We start from the raw sequence: 22,667 nt of genomic DNA, 5'->3' as shown, positions 1-22,667 counted from the left end.
ATTACCATAAAAACAAAGATATGACAACAATTAAAAACATTAAACCACTAAGCGCGGAAGAACTTTTCGACCTGCTAAAAAAGGAATTTGCCCCTTACATCAATTCAAAACTGGATTCGGGTTTAACAATTGAATATGCGCATGTTTATGACGTGATCAATATTTCATTTCCCGAAGTTATAACAGGTATTGCCTTCTCAGCAATTGTCTCCGATGATGAGGTGTCCCTTGAAAAGAATGAAGAAAATGCAGATTATGACTCAGCATTATTAGAAGGTTATTTAATTGATTTTCTTAAAGAAAAATGTGAGTAATTACTGTGATGCCACTTTAGTTGTTAACCTTGTGAAAGGCTGACTAATTTAGCAAGCTTGTACTCATCGAATGAACGTTGGAATTGATTAAATCCAACGTTCAAATATAGAATAGTTCAATACGAAATTCCCTTTATTGGTACGGGGAACAGAAAGCTATCTAAAATATCCCAGTGTGCAGATGATACATGCTCCTTGAACGACTTCATACTTTGATGCATAGCGGCAGCATAGTCTTTATCAAATTTCAATAATAATATTTCCAGTTCCGCCAATTTGGTTTTGATCGCCTCTGTGCGGGCTGCTTTACCTTTTGGCAATTCTGCGTCCAGTTTTATGAAATTATTCTTGAACAGTTCGTCGGCCTTTGCATAAAACCCGCTTAGTAATGGCACGCAGGTATAAGTCTTCATGTGATCGAATTCAACAGCGGCTTTAATATCCACGTCGTCAGTTGGGCCGTATTCATTGGCTGCAAGTAAAGAAATATAAACGGGAAACTTCAGGAATTCCTGTTGTTCGGTATCGGATAGTTTTGCGAAAGCTTTCATTTTGATTATAATTAAACTGTTTATTGACAGTAAGTACCTTGGTTTATATTAGAAGCTGGATTTATTAAATAATAATAGGCAATATATCCGGAATTTCCATTTTGGCTACGCCGATCCGGTCATCCGCCATCCCATAGTAAACATCAATGCGGTTGGGTTGACCAATATCGTCGCGGCGGTCGATACCCGTCGGGAATACGACGTTCGCAATAGTTCCAATGGTTTCCGCCGGTAATTCCGGAATTAAAACCGGGTCAGGTGAGCGATAAAGTATTGTTTGCGGATCTTTTTCCGAAAGTATCATCACTCCGGCAGAATAGCATAATTTTGGTTTTTCAGCTGTTGACCCCTCCAATTCATGCACACCATGATAAACGACGAGCCAACCATGTTTGGTTAATAAAGGTGGCGCTCCTGCACCAATTTTTAAATTCTCCCACGGTTCTACCGGTAGAGCCAGACGGTGATTGGATGTAAATTTAGCATACTGTATGGTAGCATCCTCCCCCAAATTATAATAGGAGATCCAGATACTCTCTTTATGTGAATCTATTTCATGATCCTCATGTTTAACGATTTCTTCCGGGGTTGTTCCGGGAAAAAGCGGGCGGTGCAGCATGCCGATAGAAGGGTGCCCGTGAGGGCTCGGAATAGCTACGGAAAAAACACTGGCATCTTTGTTATTAATACCATTAAAGTCGATGTGTTTATAAGAAAGGTACTTTACCAGCCCTAAGCGTTCCCAATTAAAAAGGTCTTTTGAACTGGCCACAGCAATGCGCGGCCCATCCGGCCCGAATGCGGTATAGGTCATTACATAATACTGTAAAGGCTTTACATAAGTCACTCTTGCATCCTCGCAGCCACCTCTGCCGCCATGTCGTTTTTCGTACTCGGCTTCCGGTTGTAGTGCTATGCCCAGACGTTCCACACCAACCGGATCTCCGGCTTCGTTGAACTTTACCCGAGCTATACCTATACGGGAATAATTATCTTTAGCCACCAAACGCGGAAAAAGGTAAAGGGAACCATCCGGGCCGCGGGTGGCTGCCGGGTTAAGTACACCTTCAATTTCCAACTCATTGCCCGGCTCGGGTTCCATAATGGTGCCCATGCGTTGTAGCTGGAATGGGATCATGATCGTTTACTTTTATCCTTGCCGGGAATGGCTATTTGCAGCAGATTAATTTGAGCATCGGGGTGAACGTGGCATTCGCCTATATCAGCTGGTAAGAGCATCACATCACCTTTACTGATCGGGTAATGATTGGCATTGCAAACAACCTTTGCGGACCCTTCTAAACAAACTAAAATAGTCGGCTCATTTTTGACACCCACCTTAAAAGGCGACTTGTATTTCATGCGCCATAATATAAAATGCTCGTTATCAAATAATTTTTCGGTGTTCGTATGGTGAGTTTCTATAACCGCCTTCACCGGCCCAATATCAACCTGATTAAAATCAATACAGGCGAGTGCCTGATCTACCTGTAGATCGCGTGGTTTACCGGTTTTGGAATCGATTCGATCCCAATCGTAAAGACGGAAAGTAACGTCACTGTTTTCTTGCACCTCAAAAACTACAGTTCCGCCAAGTGTATGTACCGTACCGGAGTGAATAAATACAGCATCGCCGGATTGTGGTATAAAACTATGAAGTTTGTCTGCTAAACTATGATTTTGAATAGCCTGACGCAAATTTTGCTTATCTGTGCCATTCTTTAGTCCGGCATATATGCGGCTATCGTTACCTGTTTCTAAAACTACCCAAGCTTCCGTTTTTCCAGTATCACCTTTAGGTATATAAGTTTTTTGATCGTCTGAAGGGTGAACCTGTACCGATAAAACTTCCTTGCAATCCAAAAACTTTAATAAAAGAGGGAAACGGTCAAAACGGCCCGCCAGTCTTCCCATCAATTCTTTGGGAAATTCTTTCATCAGCTGAGTGATGGAATAACCCTTTAAGGAACCATCAATAACTTTGCTGGCATGGTCCTTCCGGTCACTCAAGATCCATGCTTCACCGATTGGCCCATCGTTAGGGAGAGGCTTGGAAAGCAAGTTCGCTAATTTTCTGCCTCCCCAAAGGCGGTATTGATAGATAGGTTCGAATTTTAAAGGATACAATTCAATATTCATGTATTGTAGTAAGCATATTTAACAAAATAAGTTTCAATTTATAATAAGATATATAATGGATTTACCCTGATAATGAGATGGTATATAGGCTTTGATAATTGTTTTGAAATGAAGATAGGCAGGTAGACCAACAATAGGCCCTAATCATTAATTTCAAATCAAATAGCAATTATAACAGCGCTGTTAAAGGTGTTTTCTTTTTAACAGGGAGCGCAAGCTGTTCATTTACTTGAAAAATTGTTGAGGATGTGGCTATTTTATCTGCCAGGCATATGGTTAGTCGGCGCGCTTCAATGAACCCGCCGTTTAACGCATTAATGGCACGAGTAGCATCAAGCTGGTTACTCATTTCCAGAAAACCATAACCCCTGCTCTTTAGTGTTACCCGATTTTTGGTGATATTTACGGAGACTACTGACCCATGTGGACTAAATAATTGGGCCAGTTCCACTTCTGTTGTGGACAGGGCAAACCCACCAACAAATATTTTGATCATAATAATTAGTTTAATCTTAGTTTTTAATAATTTTAGTATCCATGATCGCGCTTTCAACAAGCGCAAAAAGTTCATTTTTAACAGCACGGTATTCTTGATTGACTTTGGACATCAGTTCTTCTAATTTGACCTGTTTATTTGCTAATTCTTCGGGATTTTCAGCAATACTGTTTTCAGAAATCAGTTCCAGTTGTTTAAGTTGATCTCCTACCGATTTTATAGCCCGCTCCTCATCTTCTTCGAGTTTAGATAGCTTACTCACCATTTGTTTCAAGGCTTCCATTGGAGCTGGCTCAACCACTCGGATAAAATAATCGTTTAGCAAACGGTAAAAAAAGGCGGTTTCGATCTTGAAGAATTCAAGATCGGAAGTCCAATGTCTTGCCTTTACATAATAATGAATGGCGGGAACGGATAATGATATAGTTGTCTCCATGAGTGTTTAGTAATATGTAGCTGTAAATGTCCAGCTATTGTCCGGTTCCCGCTGTGATGATAATCAGTCAATTACGTGATGATAATCACTGTTGTGCCTATGCGGGGAAATGTGATCAGCAAAACATATTTATGATGCCAATCAAGTTTATCAGTGATCTCTGTCATGGGAACACCTCTTTGATTTATCGATATTTACAACATGAACTCATGAGAGACTTTGCAGATGTCTGCTGGCAAGTAAAACTTAAATAATGGAAAATGTAATAGAAATGACTGAACGGTCTGCGGAGTATCATGTGATTGCTAAACGCTGGAAATCTGACCTGGAATTTTATAAAATCGAGTCTGCTTTCCTGAACAGCCTTAAACGAGACTATTATTTTGCACGTTTGTCAGATTACCTGAATACGCAAGCCCTACAAAAGGCTGTTGATAAACTCCATAAATTACAGGCAGATATCCTATTGGCAGAGCTTCAGGTTGATGCCCAACTACACCAATTGACGCAGGTCGCGGAAAATAAGCTTGCCGAAAATAGCCAGAAACTGGCGCATACCAATGCAACGATCGGCCAGCTAATGATCAGCCTAACCCATGAATATCAGGAAATAAAGAAACAGATCTTTGACAATGTTGAAATGGTCTTTAGGGAACTTGAATTAGCAGGGGGTTAAAAATAATCCATTATTAAAATGTCTGAATTAATTGAAAAATGAAATGTTAAGAGAATTAAAAGATACCCAAATAGAAGCCCTACTGAAAGACCAGGTGATTGGCCGAATTGGCTGCCATTCTGCGGAAACCATGTATGTAGTTCCTGTAAATTATGTATATGACGGCATAAACATTTATTGTCATTCCGCTAAGGGGATGAAGATCGATATGATGAGAGCAAACCCGCAGGTCTGCTTTGAGGTGGACGAGATCAAAGAGGTCACCAATTGGCAAAGCGTGATTGCCTGGGGAAAGTTTGAAGAGATCACCGACATGAAAGAAAAACAACAAGTCCTGCAAAGGCTGGATGAGAGGGTTGCTCCATTTATTATGGATGATTCGGTGACCCGCGAACACGGCTTTGTTGATGAGGAAAGTGATATAGGGACGACTGTTGATCTGATTATTTACAAAATTATCGTCAGTAAAAAAACAGGCCGATTCGAAAAGAGGTAATGCGCTGCTTAATAAATCCCTATCGAGATAAAATAGATAACTGATAAACCCATTTTATCGCCATTAAATACAATTTAACGCTTACCTATGTGACGGGAATCACGCTTTTGTATGCGGAAAATCAACTCTTAAGATATTAAAGCATGCTACTTTTGATTATAAGGATACCATTAAATTATCCGCTAAGTCGCTTTTATGTCGTTAATTGTAAGTACTAAAAAATTCCTGGATGAAACCGGAAATATCGCCAAATTCACCGGCCGTTTTTTCTCCGTGGGAATCAGGCCGCACTATGAAATAAAGGAATTTCTTAACCAGTGTTACATTATCGGTTATAAATCCTTCCCTCTCATAGCCTTGACTTCTTTTATCATGGGATTGGTCTTGACTATGCAGCTGCGTCCGTCCCTTGTAAGCTATGGCGTAGAATCCCAATTACCGGTTATGGTAGGTTTAGCTATTGTCAGGGAGATCGGACCAGTCATCACGGCATTGATATTTGCTGGTAAAATCGGCAGCAGTATTGGTGCAGAGCTAGGTTCCATGAAGGTAACGGAACAGATCGATGCCATGGAAGTCAGCGGCATTAAACCCGTAAAATACCTCGTCGCTACGCGCGTGATTGCAACTACATTAATGTTGCCTATTCTGACCATTTTAGGTGATGCCGTCTCCTTGTTTGGAGCATACTTAGGAGTCAATATCCGCTCGGTGACTAGTTTCGACTTATTTTTTCGTCAGGTATTTAAAAGTTTGGCTTATGGCGATGTGGCTCCTGCTGTGCTCAAGACTTTATTCTTTGGCTTTGCAGTTGGCATAGTAGGCTGTTATAAAGGCTTTAATTCCAGTAAGGGTACCCAGGGAGTAGGTATCTCCGCAAACTCTTCGGTGGTTTTATCATCTGTACTGATCTTTATCATTGATCTGCTGGCCGTACAGGTCACAGAAATATTAGGGCTTAATTAATCACCGGATGAAAGCAGCAATAAGCCCAATACCGATCAGTAAGGAACACACTCCTGAAGATGAAAATGTGATCGTTATAAATCATCTTTTCAAAAAATTCGGCAGCAACGCTGTATTAAAGGATTTTAACCTCAAAGTAAAAAAAGGGAAAAACACAGTGGTCTTGGGGAAATCCGGCTCAGGAAAATCCGTATTAATCAAATGCATCATCGGCCTGCTAACGCCAGACAGCGGCAGCATTACAGTTTTTGGAGAGGATATTCCCAAACTTGATGAAGAGGGCCTGGACAAGGTCAGGACGAAGATTGGTTTCCTGTTTCAGGGAAATGCTTTATATGATTCCATGACCATCAGGGAAAATCTTGAATTTCCTTTGCGCAGGCACTGGTTTGATCTTTCAGAACCAACGATCGACAAAATGGTGCATGAGGCATTAGAAAATGTCGGCCTTGCAAAGACACTGGACATGATGCCATCAGAACTATCCGGCGGTATGTTGAAGCGGGTTGCACTGGCCAGGACGATCATCTTAAAGCCAGAGATCATCCTGTATGACGAACCCACGACTGGCCTCGACCCGGTTACATCCAAGGAGATAGAGAATTTGATCCTTGCGCTTCAGAAGAAATACCAGACCACTACCATTATCATTTCCCATGATATGACTTGCGTTAAAAACATCTCCGATGTAGTGGTATTACTATTGAATGGAATGTGCTATACAGAAGGCACCTACAACGATTTGGAGAAATCGAAAGATGAAAGCATCAAACAATTTTTTGAATAAACGACAATGGCTGAACAGAAGGAAAATAATATTAAACTCGGTGTATTTGTATTGGCAGGGCTATTTGTCCTGATCCTGACATTTTATATCATCGGAAAGAACAACAACCTTTTCGGGGCCAATTTTAAATTAAAGGCACGTTTTACCAATTTAAACGGACTTACCGTGGGAAGCAACGTGATGTTTTCAGGTATACAGGCAGGCACAGTCAAAAGCACCGACCTTATTAACGATACAACCCTTGAGGTAACGATGCAGATTAACAGCAAAGTAAAGACCTACATTCATAAAAATGCTTTGGCGGGCATTGGTACAGAAGGGTTGATGGGCAACAAGATTGTTAATATCACACCTGTCGGTGGCCCGAGTGCGGTAGTGGAGGACGGAGATCTGCTGCGGGCGCAGAAAATGGTCAACATGGATGAAATTATCACAACCCTATCCAAAACCAATAATAATGTAGCCAGCATATCAGAAGTGCTAAAAAGCACCGTTTTAAGGATCGACAGCAGCGATATCTTAAAATTACTCAATGATAAATCCATTGGTGCCAGTCTGAAATCTTCGCTTCAAAATATCTATAAGGCCACAAATAACGCGAATCAAATGATTGGCGGACTTAATATCATGGTTAAGCAAATAAAAAGTGGAAAAGGTACGGCGGGGCTTTTGTTAACGGATACTGCTATGGCAGCAAACCTGAAAGAAACAATGGTGAAGATAAAAACTGCCGGAACCAATGCTAATAACATGACTATTCAGCTGAATGAGATCGTTAAACAGCTCAACCATGACCTGACGAATGGTAAAGGTCCGGTGCATACTTTGTTAACAGATTCTGTCATGGCAAATAATCTGAGCAAGAGCATCGATAACCTCCAAAAAGGCACCGATGGTTTTAACCAGAACATGGAGGCTTTGAAGCATAATTTTTTCTTTAAAGGTTATTTCAAAGATCAGGCGAAACAAAAGAAGAAAGATGAGGCTAAAGACCTATTAATTGACAAATAAGGATATGGAGTTTCAAAAAATACTGATCGCTATCGACAATGGTAAAAGTGCAGAAGCGGTCGCTCTAGCTGGCCTACAATTAGCACGGCAGTACGATGCAAAAATTGCATTAGTAACGATTGTCGATCCGGCGGAAAATTGGATTAATGAACAAGTGACGTCCAGGGAAATGGACGACTTGATAGAAGGCAATTTTAATATCAGCCAGCAGCATGTTATTGACACCGTTTTCAAAAGCTACCCTGTGAAAACATTTATACAACAGGGCGAACCATACGAAATTATTTTAAAAATCGCCGACGAATGGGGTGCTGATGTCATTGTACTGGGGACTCATGGCCGAAAAGGGTTGTCACATCTTTTGATGGGCAGTGTGGCCGAGGAAGTGATCCGGCATTCCAAGAAAACTATAGTTGTTATCCCAGTTTCTGAAAGTCAAGAATAATGAATAACGGTCAATCGCAAACCGATTATGGTTTATTTATTCCAAAAAGTGACGAAGATCACTAATCCTAATGATGTTAATCAAGGCCATGAATCTTATACTACGGATATTTGTATATTCCCCTCCTATATTCAACACATGGAAAATGCCGCGTTATTAAAAGCAATCATTGAAAATGCTATTGACGGTATAATTACGATAGATGACCGTGGAAAAATGGAAAGCATTAATCCTGCAGGCTGTAAATTATTTGGCTATCAACCTGAAGAGGTGATCGGGAAAAACATAGCGATATTAATGCCAACGCCTGATAAGGAAAGGCATGATGGCTATTTGACCAGATACAAGGAAACGGGGCATGCAAGCATTATTGGCACAGGCCGTGAAGTAATTGGGCTGCGTAAAGGTGGTAGCACGTTTCCATTCCGTTTAGGGATCAGTGAGGTTCAATTTTCCGGTAGAAAAATCTATACTGGTTTTATTCACGACCTAAGTAAAGAAAAGATGGCGGAAGAACGGCTGCAGGAATATGCCTCACACCTGGAGGAACAAGTAGCTATCAGGACCCAATTATTAAATGAGACGGTATTGGCGCTGCAAGACAGCAAAGAAAAGGTCAGTCAGTCCTTAGAGAAAGAAAAGGAATTGGGCCAGTTAAAAAGCAGGTTTGTTTCGATGGCCTCACACGAGTTCCGGACACCATTAAGCTCCATCCAGCTATCTGCTATTCTAGTAGAGAAATATGCGCAGGTAGCAGATCAAACGAATGTGTCCAAGCACATTGGCAAGATAAAAAACTCGGTCAGCAGCCTGACGGCTATCTTGAATGATTTTTTGTCACTGGAAAGATTGGAAGCAGGAAAAGTTGATATATTAATTACGAATACAGATATCCTCAAATTTGGGGAAGAAATCACGGAAGAAATGCAGATGATAGCTAAACAAGACCAAAAAATCATCTATGAACATACTGGAACAGTAAGTTTTGCCAAGATAGACCAGGCATTATTAAAAAACTGCATTATTAACCTGATCAGCAATGCTATCAAGTATTCCGGGGAAAACACGTTTATTGAATTCAACACCATCATAACCGAAACCGGACTGACTGTTATCGTTAAGGATAATGGCATTGGCATACCTGAAAATGACCAGAAGCACCTCTTCGAGCCATTTTTCAGAGCGCATAACACGGGGAACATTCCGGGAACCGGCTTAGGACTAAATATTGTTACCAGATATACCGAATTGATGAACGGCCAGATCCATTTTGAAAGCAAAGTTGACCATGGCACCTCTTTTACCCTTTTATTTCCAACCAATCATGAATGAAACAATCTTAATCATTGAAGACAATATTGATCTCCGTGAAAGCACTGCTGAGATCCTGGGGTTAGATGGCTATAAAGTTTTAAAAGCCAGCAATGGCAAAGAAGGGGTTGACCTTACTATACAGCACCGGCCGGACCTGATCTTATGTGACATTATGATGCCGGAACTGGATGGTTATGGTGTCCTATATTTATTAAACAAGAACCCGGAGACTTCTTCCATTCCCTTTATATTTTTAACGGCAAAGGCCGAGCGACTGGACTTTAGAAAAGGGATGGAAATGGGCGCGGATGATTACTTAGCCAAGCCCTTTGATGATATGGAGCTCCTTCAGGCGATCCAATGCCGGCTGGATAAAAATGATAAGCAAAAAGCGTATTTCAGCAAAACTATACAAAACCTGGAAAAGCTAACCTTCGGAACTGGTAATGGAACTGCCGAATTAAAGACATTGATCGCAGGCAGAAAGGTAAGGCAACTTAAGAAAAAGCAGATTTTATATTATGATGGAGATCAGCCGGTAGGCATCTACCTTATTTTAGAGGGAAGTCTCAAAACCGTCAAACTTGCAGATGATGGCAGGGAGCTGATAACGGGCCTGTTTAAAGCAGATGATTACTTGGGCATTAACGCTTTGTTGCTGGATGAGCCTTTTAATGAAACGGCCGAAGCTTTGGAAGATTCAGCGATATGTATGCTACCAAAAGAAGCGCTGATTACACTTCTGAACCAGCATCCGGCTATAGGCCAGCAGTTCATCAAGATATTATCCAATAACGTGCGCGAAAAAGAATACCAGCTTCTGGAGCTGGCCTACCATTCAGTAAGGCGGCGCCTAGCTAGCGTACTGATCCGGTTAAGCAAACAATCGAAGGATAATCAATTTAAAATTTCCAGAGAAGAATTAGCTTCCATGGCTGGGATAGCCACAGAAACGGTAAGCCGTACACTAACGGATTTTAAAAAGGAAGGGCTGATCGATAAACAGAGCAATCAGGTCCAGATTTTAGCTATCGACAGGCTGATAAAAATGAAAAACTGACAAACTCCATTAAAAACTTTTTCACCAACCCTATCTCATATACACCTATTACGCGATAACGTTACAACCGGGCTAAGCTGATGCCGTATGGATAAGCGTTTAAGGGATCAGCTTCGTATAGGGGACAATTGCATTAATCCGGCAGATCAGCTACAGCGGTCGGGAATGATATACCAGCAAAGTGCAGATACTCTAATGAAAAACTTCCCTAAGAATTCATACCGGTGGTGAGCCGATTGAACTATGACTCATAGCATGTAACTATTGATAATATCAGTATGAAAATGCGAATTATTGACCAGCATCACGTGTATTGATGATTGGCCTCAAGCATATACTGCCGATATTCCCCTACTTTTGGTAGAATTAAAATATATGAACCCATGAAAGTTATTGCTTATAATATCAAAACTTTTGAAAAAGCGGGTCTGGCAGACGCCAATCAACGGAAGCATCACATTACGCTCATATCGAACCCGATCGGCGAAGAAACCGTGGCTTATGCCGTCGGGAAGGATGCCATAATTGTGTCCGGGAACGACGATGTATCGGCGGCAATCATTTCTAAGTTGGCCGATATGGGCATCAGATATATTACTACCCGTTCTGTTGGTATAGACCATATCGACGCGGTTGCAGCTTTTAAACGAAAAATAAAAATTGCTAACGTATCCTTGACGAAAATTGCCGAACAAACCATCAGGAATCTCGATAGCTGGCAACTGGAAAAAAATTCGGCCACAGCCGCTGTCACTACAACAAAAGATCGCGTAGCGGTAAACCGGTCATTTCCCGCTAAAATAAACTTAAAGGCAGCCTTACAAGAACACGAATAAAACTTTACCCTAATAGTTAAACCTTCAGCACAAAACCATGAACCCTTTTAACAAAAGTGACCTCCATTATCAAAACCGGTATAGCTGGAACAATGAGAAATGCATGAATTTGTCCCGGGCAACTTGCTCAGGAGATACTGTTTTTAACCGGCATGAAGGACCTGAAGTCCTAAGCCTGATCAACAAGCTGATGCAACGCCATAACCTTTCCAACATCAAATCGGTAGAGAAGATTGAAACCATGCTCATCAACCTTCCTTTTGAGGAACAAACCCATCGCCAGGTTAGTGGATGGATTATGAACCATTGGAACAAAAAGGTTCCCTATCTGGAAAAGAGCCACTTGGTCATGGCCAGTTAAGAAAATAATTTCTTTTTCAGTTTTTTTCGGACTTTTATCCATTTGGGCGTAAAGTTTTATGATTATTTTAAGTTTGTAAAGGCGATTATTCAACCAGTAGTACAGCTGCCCCTTGAATCTTGCCATTTCTAAGCTTACTTATCGCGTCATTGGCCTGCCGCAATTCAAACTTTTGCGTTTGCGTATGAATAGGAATTGTCTTCAAAACCTCGAAAAAATCCTTTCCATCCTGGCGGGTCATATTGGCTACGGATCTGATACTTCTTTCCTCCCATAATATTTGATAAGGAAAACCGGGAATATCACCCATATGAATGCCCCCGCAAATGACCTGCCCGGCTTTATCAACATCCCTTAACGCCTTAGGGATCAAATCCCCGGCGGGCGCAAAAATGATCGCTGCGTCCAGTTTTTCCGGGGGCGTTTCATTACTGCCGCCTGACCATCCGGCACCCATTCTCAGCGCAAAAACCTGCGCTTCCTTATCCGCTTCACGGGTAAAGGCAAAAATATTTTTCTCCTGGGACCTGGCGATTTGTGTAATGATATGGGCAGCCGCGCCGAAACCATACATCCCGATTTTCCTGGCCGATTTGTCGATCATGCTATATGACCTGTAACCGATCAGGCCGGCACAAAGTAGGGGCGTTGCCTCCGGCTTGAAATACTCGTCAGAAAGTGGGATACAAAAACGGGAATCCGCCAGAGTATATTCTGCAAATCCACCATCAATATTATAACCTGTGAATTTGGCGTTGTCACATAAGTTTTCTTTTCCGCCCAGGCAAAACTTACAATGCTCGCAGGTGTACCCTAACCAAGGAACGCCGACAGCATCATTTATTTTAAGATTGGTTACCTCCGTTCCTGCAGCCACTACTTTGCCAATGATCTCATGACCGGGTACCAGCGGAAGTTTTGGCTGATTCAATTCGCCATCGATCACGTGAAGATCGGTGCGGCAAATGCCGCAGGCTGTCACCTTGATCAGTACCTGTTGCCCTGATGCTACCGGAACGGGGATCTGTTTGTAAACAAGGGGCTGCCCGGACTGTTCAAGCACCATGGCATACATTGTTGCTGGTATTTTCATTTGAATGAAGTTAAACACCGGCATCCTGGGCTTTATTCAGCAGGCTGCCGGTGCAGTTGAATTTCTAAAAAGCATCTGTCAAGGCACTCACCCGGATCAGCTTTTTATTTACAAATTCATCGATACCCAGACTCGATAATTCCCTGCCATAACCGGAATGTTTGGTGCCGCCAAATGGCAGTTCAGGTGTTGTCCAGGTAGGGTGGTTAATGAATACCATCCCCGTATCAATCTGATCTGCAATTCTTTTACCGCGTTCAATGTCCTTGGTGAATACTGATCCGCCTAATCCGAATGATGAATCATTGGCCAGCATAATTGCTTCCTCATCATTCTTTACCCGGTAAAACGAAGCCACCGGTCCGAATAATTCTTCACTATAGGCCGCCATACCCGGTTTCAGATCAGTCAGGATAGTAACTGCCATAAATGCACCAGGGCGATCGAGTCTTTTACCGCCCAACACAACTTTTGCACCGGCATCAACAGACCGTTGTACCTGGTCCGCCAGATCTGCCGCAGCTTTTTCACTGCTTAGCGGGCCTAACTCAGTTTCTACGTCCATCGGGTCACCAACTTTCAGATCTATCAGCATTGCCTTGAATTTTGATAAAAACTCATCCGCTATGCTATCGATTACTATAAAACGCTTTGCAGCCACACAGCATTGCCCCGTATTATTCATCCGTCCAATCACCGCCCAACTCACCGCCTGGTCTATATCTGCGTCTTCCAATACAATAAAAGCGTCGTTGCCGCCGAGTTCCAGCACAGATTTCTTTAAATTTTTCCCAGCTACCGCGGCGATACTGCTTCCGGCGGCTTCGCTTCCGGTTAAGGACACCCCTTTGATCCGGTCATCAGCAGCTAAAACAGATGCCCTTGGACCAGAGATCAGTAAATTGGTATAAATGCCGTTTGGGGCACCGGCCGTTTTAAATATCTCTTCGATAACGATCCCGCATTGCGGAACATTAGAGGCGTGCTTAACCAGTACGACATTACCGATCATAATATTAGGCGCAGCAAAGCGCGCCACCTGGTAAAACGGAAAATTCCACGGCTCTACACCCAGTAAGATACCGATAGGAGAATGTCGGATCAGCGCCTCGCCCTGTTTAGGATCAAGGATCTTATCGCCCAGGAAATTCTCCCCGTTCAATGCGTAATAGTCAAAGATATCCGCGCTTAGATCGATCTCACCACGGCTTTGGTCAAGCAGCTTGCCCATTTCCAGGGTGATCATCGCGGCCAGTTCCTCTTTTCGCTCACGCATGATCATCGCCACCATGTGCAATAGGTTGGCACGTTTGCTGTAAACAGTTTTTCGCCAAAGCACAAAAGCTTTTTCAGCTTGTATCATTGCAGCTTCCACGGCTTCAGGGGGCATCTCGGTAAATGATTTTACCACTTGGTTGTTATTTGGATTAATGGTTTGAATAGACATAATATATTGGATTTATAAGTGATTTATGAAACGGTAATTTTAAAAACAGGAACCGCGTAGGCCGGGGAAGGAAAGATCAGCAGGGGAAGCTGCTGCAACTTCTTTGCTTTAAGGCATCATAGTCTTCCATCGACGAGGCGATCTGTGCGGACAGCGGATCTTCTGAGGGCGCGAAAAAAGAATTATATAATTTAATGTCAGCATGCAAATGCTCAGCCAGGTACAGCGCATATTTGGCTGCATTTTCAGCCCGTTTAGAGAAATCTGTTAATACAGCTATCGTTTTCATAAAAGTGTTAATTTAAATTTACAGGTCGCTTTTGTTTTTTAGTACACCATTAGATTTTATAAGATTTACAACTATTATGAATTTGCCCTGGACTTTAATAATAGGCTAATTGAATAGGATAAAGGTGGTGCTTATCCGGCTGGTTTTTAATGACAGGGATCACGACAACGCCTGTTTGTAAACACAAATTAGTACAACGAAGTGTCCCTTACAAGGATCTCTCTTAACTTAGAAATTGAATGGTTATATTTATCAGACTATCGCTTATGTTCCGGAAACACACTTTCGATGAGTAGGAACAGTTCTCTTTTTACCTCGCGGTATTCCTCGTTTAGTGAACCCATTAGAAATTCAAGCTCCATTTGTTTGCAGGCGAGTTCTACTTCATTTTCTGGTAACCGAACGCGAGCGGCATGCTCCAACATTTCAAACTGCTCAGTCAGGATATGATCAGAGTAATTTTTATCACCCTCCAGTTTTATCAGCCGTTTAACGGTCATTTTACGCTTTTCAGCAAAGGTCTTATCGGACAGCAAGGGTATACAGCCCTGTAGTAGATTTTGCAGGAAAGCCGTCTCTGTCGAAAAGAAATTAATTTCAGAGATCCATTGCCGTGCAGCTACCTTGTATTGCTGCGAACGATTGATTGACGTAATGTTGTATAACATAAACTTGTTTTCAGGATTAGTAGTGTAAAGCTCGCTGTTCCTTGAGGTCAATCAACTTTTATATGTTTTTTTCCGATCAGGAACCGGTTGGTTTTTTTGAGATCAATGGTAAGAATACCATCGTGGTATTCCGAAGAGATATGACCCACCTGTATATTTTCCGGCAAGCTAAAAGCGCGGCTAATGGATGACCTGCAATATTCTTTCCGGGTAAAAGTATCGGCCTCTTGGAGTTTTTTATGTTCGCTGATCGCAGTGATAGTAAGCAGGCCCCCTTCCGAAATAATAGTAAAGTCGTTTTTTTTAAAGCCAGGCGCTACCATTTCAAATTCGTATTTATGGTTCGTTTCCCTGATATTGATCGGGTAACTTAGCGCTATGGGATCTGATAATTCGCCGGATCTCTGGAATTCTTCCACTAAAACATCAGTGGGGAGTTTATCTGATTTTGTTGTATTTGACATTTGTACTCAGTGTTTGATGATATAAAGGTCAGTGTTCGCCGGGTACTTGATCATGACCGCGGTCAGGCAAATGAATGATGTTCATCACGGGGAGCCTTTATTTATTAGCGCTTTATGCCGGCGAGCACGATCTTTCCGTTCTGTTTAAGGAGCAATTATAACTTTCATTGCCTTTTCTTTAGCAGCATTTCCAAATACTTCATAAGCCTGGAGGATATCGTCCAATTTGAAATGGTGCGTGATAAGTTGGTTTGGATTTATTTTCCCTGAAAGTACCGTCTTTAAGAGCATGGGTATAGTGTTGGTGTTGACCAGGCCCATGGTGATCGTAATGTTCTGGATCCATAAGTTTTGGATCTGCAAATCGACACTATGCCCGTGTACACCGATATTGGCAAGGTGTCCGCCGGGACGGACAATATTTTGGCAGATGTTAAAGGTTGTCGGCGACCCAACGGCTTCAATGGCTACATCAACACCGTCCTTGGTTTCCGCCATTATTCGCTTAACGGCTTCTTCTTTTCCGGAGTTGATCGTATCGGTCGCACCGAACTTTTTAGCCTGTTCCAGCCTGTTCTCATCCAGGTCGATCATGTAAATTTTAGCCGGTGAATAGAACTGGGCTGTTAATAAGGCTGACATGCCGATAGGGCCGGAACCTACAATAGCGATCGTGTCTCCGGGTTTTACACAACCGTTCAATACGCCGATCTCATGCCCGGTTGGCAGAATATCGCTTATCATCACCAACGACTCTTCGTCCGATCCTGCGGGAATATGATACAGGCTGTTATCGGCATGTGGTATTCGCACATATTCAGCCTGGGTTCCATTAATCAGATAGCCCAATATCCATCCACCATCTTCACAATGGCCATACATTTGTTTTTTACAGTATTCGCAGCTACCATCCGCAGTGATACAGGATATAATTACGTGGTCGCCTTTCTTAAAATTACGTACCGCGCTGCCAACTTCCTCTATCCTGCCTATGCCTTCGTGACCAAGAGTAGTTCCCGGCAGGCATAATGGAGACTTTCCGTGTAAAATACCGAGGTCGGTACCGCAAATGGTTGTTTTTAATACCTTGACCAAGGCATCAGTAGGTTTTATCAAAGTTGGTACCGGTATATCTTTCAATTCAATTTTACCAGGCCCGCCGTAGACAAGTCCTTTCATTGTAGGTTTCATAATATTTATTTTAAATTGGTTTGATAGTGCGTATAATCAATGATTTTTTGCTGTTATTCTGCTTTTTTGGAGGTTCTTTCATCCATTTCACGGATCTCCGCATTGTCTTTTTTTAGTTCAGCCCGGGTTAATGCAAAAAAGCTCATATAAACATTGGCGATCCAGACCAACGCAAAGCCAGCAATGACATAACCGCGCCACCCCTGGAACAATAGTTGGTAGTCGGAAAAGATCAATACTAAAACGGTCACATAGTGACTAAAGCAATATTCGCAGGTAAACAGGTAAAAAAACTTCCTTACTAGTATTATTTTTCTCTCTCGGCTGCGCCTGGCAAAGTATTCCCTCGGTTGCGAAACACTTCTTCATGTGTCACCGGCCAGGCCATGCAGGCGATAGGGATGGCAAGTATAAAAAGCCAGGCCAATTGCATGACCATGGTCATACAATATCTCTTAACAAAACTTGCCTACTAGCTTCAAATTCTTCTTTGCTAATTGCCCCTGAAGCAAAGCGTCTTTGTAAAATATCGAGCGAAGAATTTTTTGGTTTCCGCTGACCGGGAATATTGTAGGGTACCGCAAATATCCATAGCATAAGTATGATCCAGGCGAACCACCAGATCATGTCCATTCCCCAAAATTGATAACCGTTGTACATCATGACTTTAAAAATTTGATTATAAATAAATTACAAAGCGGCATATGGTTGGTGTTTTAATTAAAGCCTGCCTGCCAAGCCTCGCTTACTGATGTAAAGGTCGCCGTTCGGGCTTGCCAAATCGTGATGCTGGTCAGCATAAACCATGATGTTAATCATACAGACGAGTGGGAGAAAATAGATTAATCGAAATGGTTGCTATACAATTCAACATATCTTTCGGATTATATTACCGGAATTTCAATTCGGAAAAACGAGCAGAGGTACAGTAATGTGCGTGGGCAGTGTATAGCTTTGATATTGGCTGACGATTTTCTGAAAGTGAAACCGATGATTGACCACTGTCAGCAAGTCCGTATTCATGCCGTAAGCCAATACATCATATACCTTTTCAAGGTTTTTTTCTTTGATCTGGTCGAAGAAAAGCTTATCATATCGGAGGTGGCTGCTTATTTGTTCATTAAAGATATCAAGGGCGTCTTTCGTTTCCATAGGCGGCAAACCGCTCATTGGCATATGTGCGAGCACAAGGCTGGCCTGATACGGTGTCGCCAGTTCAACCAAATAATTCAACAGCGGTAACTTACAGTAGCGCAGATCAACGGTATGCACGATGCACTTAAAGTCTTTTATTTCCAGTCTTTCCGGCACGAGGAGCATAGGGCATTTTACCTGGTTCAAAATTGCTTGTATACTTGCTGCGCTATGCAGGGGGAAGGCTTCTTCGCCCGGAATCCCCTTTACCACCATCCAGATATCCTGTTGCTGAATAAAGGGCATCATTTCCTCATCTGAAAAATCTGCAGGGTCTATTCCCATGATCTCCGGCCTGAACTTTTTGTCGGATTGATTTTGCATCATCAGCTGTTCTGCCAAAGGGATTTCCAGCAACTCAATATAGGCTGCCTGCCTGCTTTCGGGCACAAATTTATACTCAATGTCCGGCAGAATATTTACGGGGATAGCCGCGTTCAGCAGGATTAAATTGGCCTTCACCTTTTGCGCAATGGACAAAGCGAACTTTGCAGCATAGCTTGCGGCAGTGGAATAATCATTAATTACCAGTAGTGTTTTCATTATGGCAGATTAAACGGTGTACATCAATTCATAATATTCCCCGGCTAACCTGTCCGCATCAAATAGGGGAACTACGTCTTCAGCGGCTTTTTTAACTAGGCGCATCCATTTTAACTTATCCAGGTAATACATCGGTAAAACCTGGTTTTCAAGGGTATCCATTAAGTTAATATTTTCCAATCTGTCTTTCTCATCAACTGCCAGTGACTGGTTTGCGGGCGGTATCAAAAAGCAATTCTCACCATCCCTGGCAAATTCAGGCACCCAGCCATCAGGCATAGATAAATTTAACGAACCGTTCATGGCTGCTGTCATGCCGCTTGTCCCAGAGGCTTCATGATACATCCTTGGGTTATTAAGCCAGGTATCAGATCCTTTTTTTAAGCAGGCCGATAATTCGAGTTCATACCCGGTCAGTACGGCACAATTGGCAAATGGCTTAGATTTAGTGATGATATAGTTGAAAAGGTCAATTCCGGCGGTGTCCTCGGGGTAGGGTTTACCCGCCCAGATCAATTGAACCGGGTATTGGCTGTTACTGACCAGCCTGATAAATCGTTCCCAGTCGTACATCAGCAGATCGGCACGTTTATAACCTGCGAAACGCCTCGCCCAAACGATCGTCAGGACATTTTCATCAAATAATTTCCCGCATTGATTAGCCACTACTTTAAAAAGCTGCCTTTTTAGTTCTTTTTTACGGGCATAGAAAGCCTGCCCGTTATTCGTTGAGATGGTGAGGTCTATCTCTACATCCCCCCAATAGGCTTTATTTTGCGCGTTGGTGATCGAAATGATATCACAAACGCCCTTTTCCGATCCCCACATTTGCCTGGCAACTGCTCCATGCATTTTTGAGACCCCATTCGCCCTTTTCGCAAACTTAAGAGCCGCAAGGGTGTAATTAAAATTGGGGCCATCCAAACCCAACAACGATCTTACATCCTGTTGGGGAAGGCGGTAAAAGAAAGACATTTCCTCAAGCAGATTAAAGTTATGCGCTTCATTTCCGGCGCTTTCTGGTGTGTGGGTTGTGAACACTACCCGCTTTTGCACCTCCGCCAAACTTTTGAACTTAGCATATAAATAGAAGTTCAATGCTACGCCATGTCCCTCATTTAGGTGATAGACCGCCGGGGTGAGGCCAAGTTGATCCAGCGCCATGGCACCGCCAATGCCTAATACAATGCTCTGGGCAATCCTTGTAGACTCGTTGGAGTCATAAAGGCAGTGGGTGATAGACTGAGAAAGGTCATCGTTATCCGGTATATCTGTGCTTAATAGCAACAGCGGTGCTGAACCGAAGGTTTCCGGTTTCAGCAGGAAAACTTTGACATGAACCGGAGCATCGTGTACCTGCACAGTAACTATCAGCCCCGTATCATCCAAAAATGAATATTTCTTTTCAATGAATTCCGCCGCCATCAGGGCGTTACCGTTTCTACCCTGGTCGTAATAGCCGTACTTCCACAACAGGCCAACACCGATTAGGTTTTGTTTAAGCTGATAGGCACTTTTGAGATGGGAGCCAGAGAGAAATCCAAGGCCGCCGCTATAGATCTTCAGTGACTGATCGATGGCGAATTCCATGCAAAAGTATGCCACGGGTAAGGTAAATTGCGGGTTCGGTTCGTAGCTAAATAATGTTTTCCTATTTATGGGCATCAGTCAAACTTAGGCAGATCAACCGTTTCTTTTATTGATGGAGGTCAGCCGGAATCGTGATTTAGAACATGCTTTTAGTATCGGCGAATGGTAACTTGCAATCGTGAAAATGAAACCGCAATTATGAAATCAAGGATTATTTATATTTCCTTCGGCATAAATACCATTGTGCATTCGAGATAAACAAAGCAAACAAAGTAAATTAATCGTTTGAATTAATCAAATGATTAAATATTTTGATTAAAATAAGATATCTTCTTTATATTTGTACGCTTATAACATAGTATAAATGTAATGGAACAATCAAAAGCAGAGATCAACCTTTCTACGGAGGAAAAATTTAAAGAAGCAGCACGCATCGTATTTACAAAAAAAGGGTATGCGGCTACCAAAACCCGGGATATTGCCGAGCAGGCTGGCCTTAACCTGGCACTTTTGAACTATTATTTCCGCAGCAAGGAAAAACTTTTCGAGATCATTATGCTGGAGAAAGTGGAGCAGCTTTTTGCTTTTATCTTGCCTGCGCTGAATGATACTAGCACATCATTGGAAGAAAAGATAGATTGGGTAGCCACTAATTATATTGAAATGCTTTTAAAAAACCCCGACCTGCCGATTTTTGTATTGAGCGAGGTACGTAGTAACCCGGAACGATTTGGTAAAGCTATGCAGTTAAAATCCCAGGTAATGAGATCAGTATTTTTAAAACAATTGGCCGAGCGAAAACCTGGAGTCAACCCAATTCACTTTTTTCTTAATTTTTTAGGGATGATGGTTTTTCCTTTTATTGCGAAACCGGTCTTTGGCGCTTCGGGTGCTGTAAGTGAGGGAACTTTTGTACAAATGATAGCGGAGCGCAAAGCCCTGATCCCACAATGGATGAAATTGATGCTTGAATAAAAAATTTTGCCCGTAATTTAATCAAATGACTAAATCAAAATATCAAAAAATGAAAAAGCTGATCTTTTTAGGTGCCATACAACTAATAACAGCCGTTTCAGTTAGTAACGCGCAATCACAGCTCACGATAAATGACTGTTATAAAAGAGCGGAAGAAAATTATCCGCTAATTAAACAGCGGGAACTAATCATAAAAACTTCGGCCTATACTATTGACAATATTCAAAAAGGGTACCTGCCGCAGGTTAATATTATCGGGCAGGCCACTTACCAGTCGGCCGTTACCGAGGTGCCTATCAAGGTGCCCGGTGTAAATATAGCTGCCCTCAGCAAAGACCAATATAAAGTTTACGGCGAGTTGAACCAGGTTATATATGAAGGCGGGGTGTTGGAACAGCAAAAACAATTACAAAGGGCCAACGAAGCTATAAGCCGCCAACAACTGGACGCTGAACTGTACCAGCTTAAAGGGCGGGTTAATCAATTGTTTTTTGGCACTTTGCTGATCGACGACCAGATAAAGCAAAATGAATTGCTGATAAAGGACCTGCAACTGGGTTTAAATAAAGTGCAGGCCGCTATAAACAATGGCACCGCCTTTAAAAGCAATGGTGACCTGATCAAAGCCGATCTGCTGAAAAACAGGCAGCATACCATCGAACTGCGCGCGTCAAGAAAAGCTTATATAGATATGCTGGAACTGTTTATCGGCAAAATCGGGAGCGATGGAATCATCCTGGTAAGGCCTGAGCCTGTTAGTGTATCCCGGCAAATAAACCGGCCAGAGCTACAGGTTTATAGTGAACAAAGTAAAAGTCTCGATGTGCAAAACAAGCTGCTTACGGCAAAGGCCCTGCCCCGGTTAGGCTTCTTTGCGCAGGGCGGCGCCGGTAAACCAGGTCTGAATATGTTGAGCAATAGCTTTGACGCCTATTATATTGGCGGGATCAAGCTTACTTGGTCGCCGACCGTTTTTTATACCATGAAAAAAGACAAGGCGCTGATCGACATCAATCGTGAAAATATCGAAGTTCAAAAAGAGACCTTCCTGTTCAATACCAATTTAACGATAAAGCAACAGGATGCGGAAATTAACAAATATGAGCAGTTGTTAGCCTCTGATGATGAAATTATCGAGCTGCGCGATAAGGTAAAGACAAGCGCAATGGCACAACTGGAAAATGGTGTAATAAACGGGAATGATTTTTTAACCGAAGTAAATGCCGAAGACCAGGCACGGCAAAATAAAGTTCTGCACCAAACACAATTATTAATGGCGCAATACAACCAGCAGACAACAACCGGGAACCAGCAATAATATAGAT

General features: G+C 42.4%; 28 protein-coding genes. 12 read left to right on the top strand and 16 right to left on the bottom strand.

From position 1 onward, the window contains the following. Positions 1–20 precede the first annotated feature (20 nt). Positions 21–314, top strand: coding sequence for a hypothetical protein (locus ABIB50_RS22265; protein ID WP_429383420.1), 294 nt, complete (start codon positions 21–23; stop codon positions 312–314). Between the two features lie 116 nt (positions 315–430). Here the strand turns inward: ABIB50_RS22265 and ABIB50_RS22260 are convergent, their stop codons facing one another. From ABIB50_RS22260 to ABIB50_RS22240, 5 genes are all read right to left on the bottom strand, one after another. Beyond that, positions 431–865, bottom strand: coding sequence for a hypothetical protein (locus ABIB50_RS22260; protein ID WP_429383419.1), 435 nt, complete (start codon positions 863–865; stop codon positions 431–433). Between the two features lie 64 nt (positions 866–929). After that, complete coding sequence (locus ABIB50_RS22255; RefSeq protein ID WP_429383417.1) at positions 930–2,003, bottom strand: glycoside hydrolase family 130 protein; 1,074 nt, start codon at positions 2,001–2,003, stop codon at positions 930–932. Next, positions 2,000–3,004, bottom strand: a complete 1,005-nt coding sequence (locus tag ABIB50_RS22250; RefSeq protein WP_429383416.1) for a type I phosphomannose isomerase catalytic subunit — start codon at positions 3,002–3,004, stop codon at positions 2,000–2,002. The genes ABIB50_RS22255 and ABIB50_RS22250 overlap by 4 nt, the downstream gene beginning before the upstream one ends. Positions 3,005–3,173: 169 nt before the next feature. Next, entirely contained in the window at positions 3,174–3,500 is a 327-nt protein-coding gene (locus tag ABIB50_RS22245) for an RNA recognition motif domain-containing protein (RefSeq protein WP_429383415.1), read from the bottom strand. 16 nt (positions 3,501–3,516) lie between these two features. Continuing rightward, entirely contained in the window at positions 3,517–3,936 is a 420-nt protein-coding gene (locus tag ABIB50_RS22240; RefSeq protein WP_429383413.1) for a hypothetical protein, read from the bottom strand. A gap of 253 nt (positions 3,937–4,189) precedes the next feature. On the opposite strand from ABIB50_RS22240, the gene ABIB50_RS22235 reads away from it, so the two are divergent. The 9 genes from ABIB50_RS22235 (at position 4,190) to ABIB50_RS22195 (ending at position 11,527) form a co-directional block, all read left to right on the top strand. Beyond that, positions 4,190–4,612 carry a hypothetical protein gene (locus ABIB50_RS22235; protein ID WP_429383412.1) on the top strand — a complete coding sequence of 141 codons (423 nt, stop codon included), beginning with the start codon at positions 4,190–4,192 and terminating at the stop codon, positions 4,610–4,612. A 43-nt stretch (positions 4,613–4,655) separates the two neighbouring features. Beyond that, positions 4,656–5,108 carry a pyridoxamine 5'-phosphate oxidase family protein gene (locus ABIB50_RS22230; RefSeq protein WP_429383411.1) on the top strand — a complete coding sequence of 151 codons (453 nt, stop codon included), beginning with the start codon at positions 4,656–4,658 and terminating at the stop codon, positions 5,106–5,108. A 195-nt stretch (positions 5,109–5,303) separates the two neighbouring features. Further along, positions 5,304–6,074, top strand: coding sequence for an MlaE family ABC transporter permease (locus tag ABIB50_RS22225; RefSeq protein WP_429383409.1), 771 nt, complete (start codon positions 5,304–5,306; stop codon positions 6,072–6,074). A 7-nt stretch (positions 6,075–6,081) separates the two neighbouring features. Then, on the top strand, positions 6,082–6,861 hold the full coding sequence (locus ABIB50_RS22220; protein WP_429383408.1) for an ABC transporter ATP-binding protein: 780 nt from the start codon (positions 6,082–6,084) through the stop codon (positions 6,859–6,861). A 6-nt stretch (positions 6,862–6,867) separates the two neighbouring features. Continuing rightward, positions 6,868–7,872 (top strand): MlaD family protein, encoded by a 1,005-nt coding sequence (locus ABIB50_RS22215; RefSeq protein ID WP_429383407.1) that lies wholly within the window; start codon positions 6,868–6,870, stop codon positions 7,870–7,872. Positions 7,873–7,876: 4 nt separating this feature from the next. Then, entirely contained in the window at positions 7,877–8,317 is a 441-nt protein-coding gene (locus ABIB50_RS22210) for a universal stress protein (protein WP_429383406.1), read from the top strand. A gap of 138 nt (positions 8,318–8,455) precedes the next feature. Next, positions 8,456–9,649 (top strand): PAS domain-containing sensor histidine kinase, encoded by a 1,194-nt coding sequence (locus ABIB50_RS22205; RefSeq protein ID WP_429383463.1) that lies wholly within the window; start codon positions 8,456–8,458, stop codon positions 9,647–9,649. Further along, the gene (locus tag ABIB50_RS22200) at positions 9,642–10,691 is read left to right on the top strand and encodes a response regulator (RefSeq protein WP_429383405.1); all 1,050 of its coding nucleotides are present in this window, start codon (positions 9,642–9,644) and stop codon (positions 10,689–10,691) included. Before ABIB50_RS22205 ends, ABIB50_RS22200 begins: the two co-directional genes overlap by 8 nt. A gap of 383 nt (positions 10,692–11,074) precedes the next feature. Further along, positions 11,075–11,527 (top strand): lactate dehydrogenase, encoded by a 453-nt coding sequence (locus ABIB50_RS22195; RefSeq protein WP_429383404.1) that lies wholly within the window; start codon positions 11,075–11,077, stop codon positions 11,525–11,527. A gap of 169 nt (positions 11,528–11,696) precedes the next feature. Here the strand turns inward: ABIB50_RS22195 and ABIB50_RS22190 are convergent, their stop codons facing one another. The 11 genes from ABIB50_RS22190 to glgP form a co-directional block, all read right to left on the bottom strand. Beyond that, on the bottom strand, positions 11,697–11,930 hold the full coding sequence (locus ABIB50_RS22190) for a hypothetical protein (protein ID WP_429383402.1): 234 nt from the start codon (positions 11,928–11,930) through the stop codon (positions 11,697–11,699). 43 nt (positions 11,931–11,973) lie between these two features. Next, on the bottom strand, positions 11,974–12,981 hold the full coding sequence (locus ABIB50_RS22185; RefSeq protein ID WP_429383401.1) for a zinc-dependent alcohol dehydrogenase family protein: 1,008 nt from the start codon (positions 12,979–12,981) through the stop codon (positions 11,974–11,976). A 64-nt stretch (positions 12,982–13,045) separates the two neighbouring features. Then, positions 13,046–14,428 carry an NAD-dependent succinate-semialdehyde dehydrogenase gene (locus tag ABIB50_RS22180; RefSeq protein WP_429383400.1) on the bottom strand — a complete coding sequence of 461 codons (1,383 nt, stop codon included), beginning with the start codon at positions 14,426–14,428 and terminating at the stop codon, positions 13,046–13,048. A gap of 76 nt (positions 14,429–14,504) precedes the next feature. Next, positions 14,505–14,717, bottom strand: coding sequence for a hypothetical protein (locus ABIB50_RS22175; RefSeq protein WP_429383399.1), 213 nt, complete (start codon positions 14,715–14,717; stop codon positions 14,505–14,507). A 257-nt stretch (positions 14,718–14,974) separates the two neighbouring features. Then, positions 14,975–15,385: a hypothetical protein gene (locus ABIB50_RS22170; RefSeq protein ID WP_429383398.1), complete on the bottom strand. Its 411-nt coding sequence runs from the start codon at positions 15,383–15,385 to the stop codon at positions 14,975–14,977. A gap of 47 nt (positions 15,386–15,432) precedes the next feature. Beyond that, the gene (locus ABIB50_RS22165; protein WP_429383397.1) at positions 15,433–15,849 is read right to left on the bottom strand and encodes an Hsp20/alpha crystallin family protein; all 417 of its coding nucleotides are present in this window, start codon (positions 15,847–15,849) and stop codon (positions 15,433–15,435) included. Positions 15,850–15,993: 144 nt separating this feature from the next. Continuing rightward, positions 15,994–17,040 carry a zinc-dependent alcohol dehydrogenase family protein gene (locus ABIB50_RS22160; protein ID WP_429383395.1) on the bottom strand — a complete coding sequence of 349 codons (1,047 nt, stop codon included), beginning with the start codon at positions 17,038–17,040 and terminating at the stop codon, positions 15,994–15,996. 53 nt (positions 17,041–17,093) lie between these two features. Beyond that, complete coding sequence (locus tag ABIB50_RS22155) at positions 17,094–17,291, bottom strand: hypothetical protein (RefSeq protein ID WP_429383394.1); 198 nt, start codon at positions 17,289–17,291, stop codon at positions 17,094–17,096. Positions 17,292–17,481: 190 nt separating this feature from the next. Continuing rightward, on the bottom strand, positions 17,482–17,637 hold the full coding sequence (locus ABIB50_RS22150; RefSeq protein ID WP_429383462.1) for an SHOCT domain-containing protein: 156 nt from the start codon (positions 17,635–17,637) through the stop codon (positions 17,482–17,484). A 303-nt stretch (positions 17,638–17,940) separates the two neighbouring features. After that, positions 17,941–18,777: a universal stress protein gene (locus tag ABIB50_RS22145; RefSeq protein WP_429383393.1), complete on the bottom strand. Its 837-nt coding sequence runs from the start codon at positions 18,775–18,777 to the stop codon at positions 17,941–17,943. Positions 18,778–18,786: 9 nt separating this feature from the next. Next, positions 18,787–20,442, bottom strand: coding sequence for an alpha-glucan family phosphorylase (gene glgP / locus ABIB50_RS22140; protein WP_429383392.1), 1,656 nt, complete (start codon positions 20,440–20,442; stop codon positions 18,787–18,789). Positions 20,443–20,736: 294 nt separating this feature from the next. Between glgP and ABIB50_RS22135 the strand changes: the two genes are divergently transcribed. Together ABIB50_RS22135 and ABIB50_RS22130 are read left to right on the top strand one after the other, a co-directional pair. Further along, a complete protein-coding gene (locus ABIB50_RS22135; RefSeq protein ID WP_429383391.1) occupies positions 20,737–21,342 on the top strand; it encodes a TetR/AcrR family transcriptional regulator in 606 nt (201 codons plus the stop codon). Positions 21,343–21,367: 25 nt separating this feature from the next. Further along, positions 21,368–22,660: a TolC family protein gene (locus tag ABIB50_RS22130; protein WP_429383390.1), complete on the top strand. Its 1,293-nt coding sequence runs from the start codon at positions 21,368–21,370 to the stop codon at positions 22,658–22,660. Positions 22,661–22,667 lie beyond the last annotated feature (7 nt).

The sequence above is a fragment of the Mucilaginibacter sp. UYCu711 genome (assembly GCF_050433825.1).
In the GTDB taxonomy this organism is placed as follows: domain Bacteria; phylum Bacteroidota; class Bacteroidia; order Sphingobacteriales; family Sphingobacteriaceae; genus Mucilaginibacter.
This window is presented reverse-complemented; position numbering and strand designations above follow the sequence as displayed.

Excerpts from the sequence above, each read along its gene's own strand:
- ABIB50_RS22165 (WP_429383397.1), bottom strand. The coding sequence starts at position 15,849 with ATGTCAAATACAACAAAATCAGATAAACTCCCCACTGATGTTTTAGTG.
- ABIB50_RS22150 (WP_429383462.1), bottom strand. The coding sequence starts at position 17,637 with ATGCTATGGATATTTGCGGTACCCTACAATATTCCCGGTCAGCGGAAA.
- ABIB50_RS22180 (WP_429383400.1), bottom strand. The coding sequence starts at position 14,428 with ATGTCTATTCAAACCATTAATCCAAATAACAACCAAGTGGTAAAATCA.
- ABIB50_RS22205 (WP_429383463.1), top strand. The coding sequence starts at position 8,456 with ATGGAAAATGCCGCGTTATTAAAAGCAATCATTGAAAATGCTATTGAC.
- ABIB50_RS22195 (WP_429383404.1), top strand. The coding sequence starts at position 11,075 with ATGAAAGTTATTGCTTATAATATCAAAACTTTTGAAAAAGCGGGTCTG.
- ABIB50_RS22185 (WP_429383401.1), bottom strand. The coding sequence starts at position 12,981 with ATGAAAATACCAGCAACAATGTATGCCATGGTGCTTGAACAGTCCGGG.
- glgP (WP_429383392.1), bottom strand. The coding sequence starts at position 20,442 with ATGCCCATAAATAGGAAAACATTATTTAGCTACGAACCGAACCCGCAA.
- ABIB50_RS22250 (WP_429383416.1), bottom strand. The coding sequence starts at position 3,004 with ATGAATATTGAATTGTATCCTTTAAAATTCGAACCTATCTATCAATAC.
- ABIB50_RS22190 (WP_429383402.1), bottom strand. The coding sequence starts at position 11,930 with ATGGATAAAAGTCCGAAAAAAACTGAAAAAGAAATTATTTTCTTAACT.
- ABIB50_RS22255 (WP_429383417.1), bottom strand. The coding sequence starts at position 2,003 with ATGATCCCATTCCAGCTACAACGCATGGGCACCATTATGGAACCCGAG.
- ABIB50_RS22135 (WP_429383391.1), top strand. The coding sequence starts at position 20,737 with ATGGAACAATCAAAAGCAGAGATCAACCTTTCTACGGAGGAAAAATTT.
- ABIB50_RS22200 (WP_429383405.1), top strand. The coding sequence starts at position 9,642 with ATGAATGAAACAATCTTAATCATTGAAGACAATATTGATCTCCGTGAA.
- ABIB50_RS22145 (WP_429383393.1), bottom strand. The coding sequence starts at position 18,777 with ATGAAAACACTACTGGTAATTAATGATTATTCCACTGCCGCAAGCTAT.
- ABIB50_RS22220 (WP_429383408.1), top strand. The coding sequence starts at position 6,082 with ATGAAAGCAGCAATAAGCCCAATACCGATCAGTAAGGAACACACTCCT.
- ABIB50_RS22260 (WP_429383419.1), bottom strand. The coding sequence starts at position 865 with ATGAAAGCTTTCGCAAAACTATCCGATACCGAACAACAGGAATTCCTG.
- ABIB50_RS22230 (WP_429383411.1), top strand. The coding sequence starts at position 4,656 with ATGTTAAGAGAATTAAAAGATACCCAAATAGAAGCCCTACTGAAAGAC.
- ABIB50_RS22240 (WP_429383413.1), bottom strand. The coding sequence starts at position 3,936 with ATGGAGACAACTATATCATTATCCGTTCCCGCCATTCATTATTATGTA.
- ABIB50_RS22175 (WP_429383399.1), bottom strand. The coding sequence starts at position 14,717 with ATGAAAACGATAGCTGTATTAACAGATTTCTCTAAACGGGCTGAAAAT.
- ABIB50_RS22160 (WP_429383395.1), bottom strand. The coding sequence starts at position 17,040 with ATGAAACCTACAATGAAAGGACTTGTCTACGGCGGGCCTGGTAAAATT.
- ABIB50_RS22225 (WP_429383409.1), top strand. The coding sequence starts at position 5,304 with ATGTCGTTAATTGTAAGTACTAAAAAATTCCTGGATGAAACCGGAAAT.
- ABIB50_RS22210 (WP_429383406.1), top strand. The coding sequence starts at position 7,877 with ATGGAGTTTCAAAAAATACTGATCGCTATCGACAATGGTAAAAGTGCA.
- ABIB50_RS22235 (WP_429383412.1), top strand. The coding sequence starts at position 4,190 with ATGGAAAATGTAATAGAAATGACTGAACGGTCTGCGGAGTATCATGTG.
- ABIB50_RS22130 (WP_429383390.1), top strand. The coding sequence starts at position 21,368 with ATGACTAAATCAAAATATCAAAAAATGAAAAAGCTGATCTTTTTAGGT.
- ABIB50_RS22215 (WP_429383407.1), top strand. The coding sequence starts at position 6,868 with ATGGCTGAACAGAAGGAAAATAATATTAAACTCGGTGTATTTGTATTG.
- ABIB50_RS22170 (WP_429383398.1), bottom strand. The coding sequence starts at position 15,385 with ATGTTATACAACATTACGTCAATCAATCGTTCGCAGCAATACAAGGTA.
- ABIB50_RS22265 (WP_429383420.1), top strand. The coding sequence starts at position 21 with ATGACAACAATTAAAAACATTAAACCACTAAGCGCGGAAGAACTTTTC.
- ABIB50_RS22245 (WP_429383415.1), bottom strand. The coding sequence starts at position 3,500 with ATGATCAAAATATTTGTTGGTGGGTTTGCCCTGTCCACAACAGAAGTG.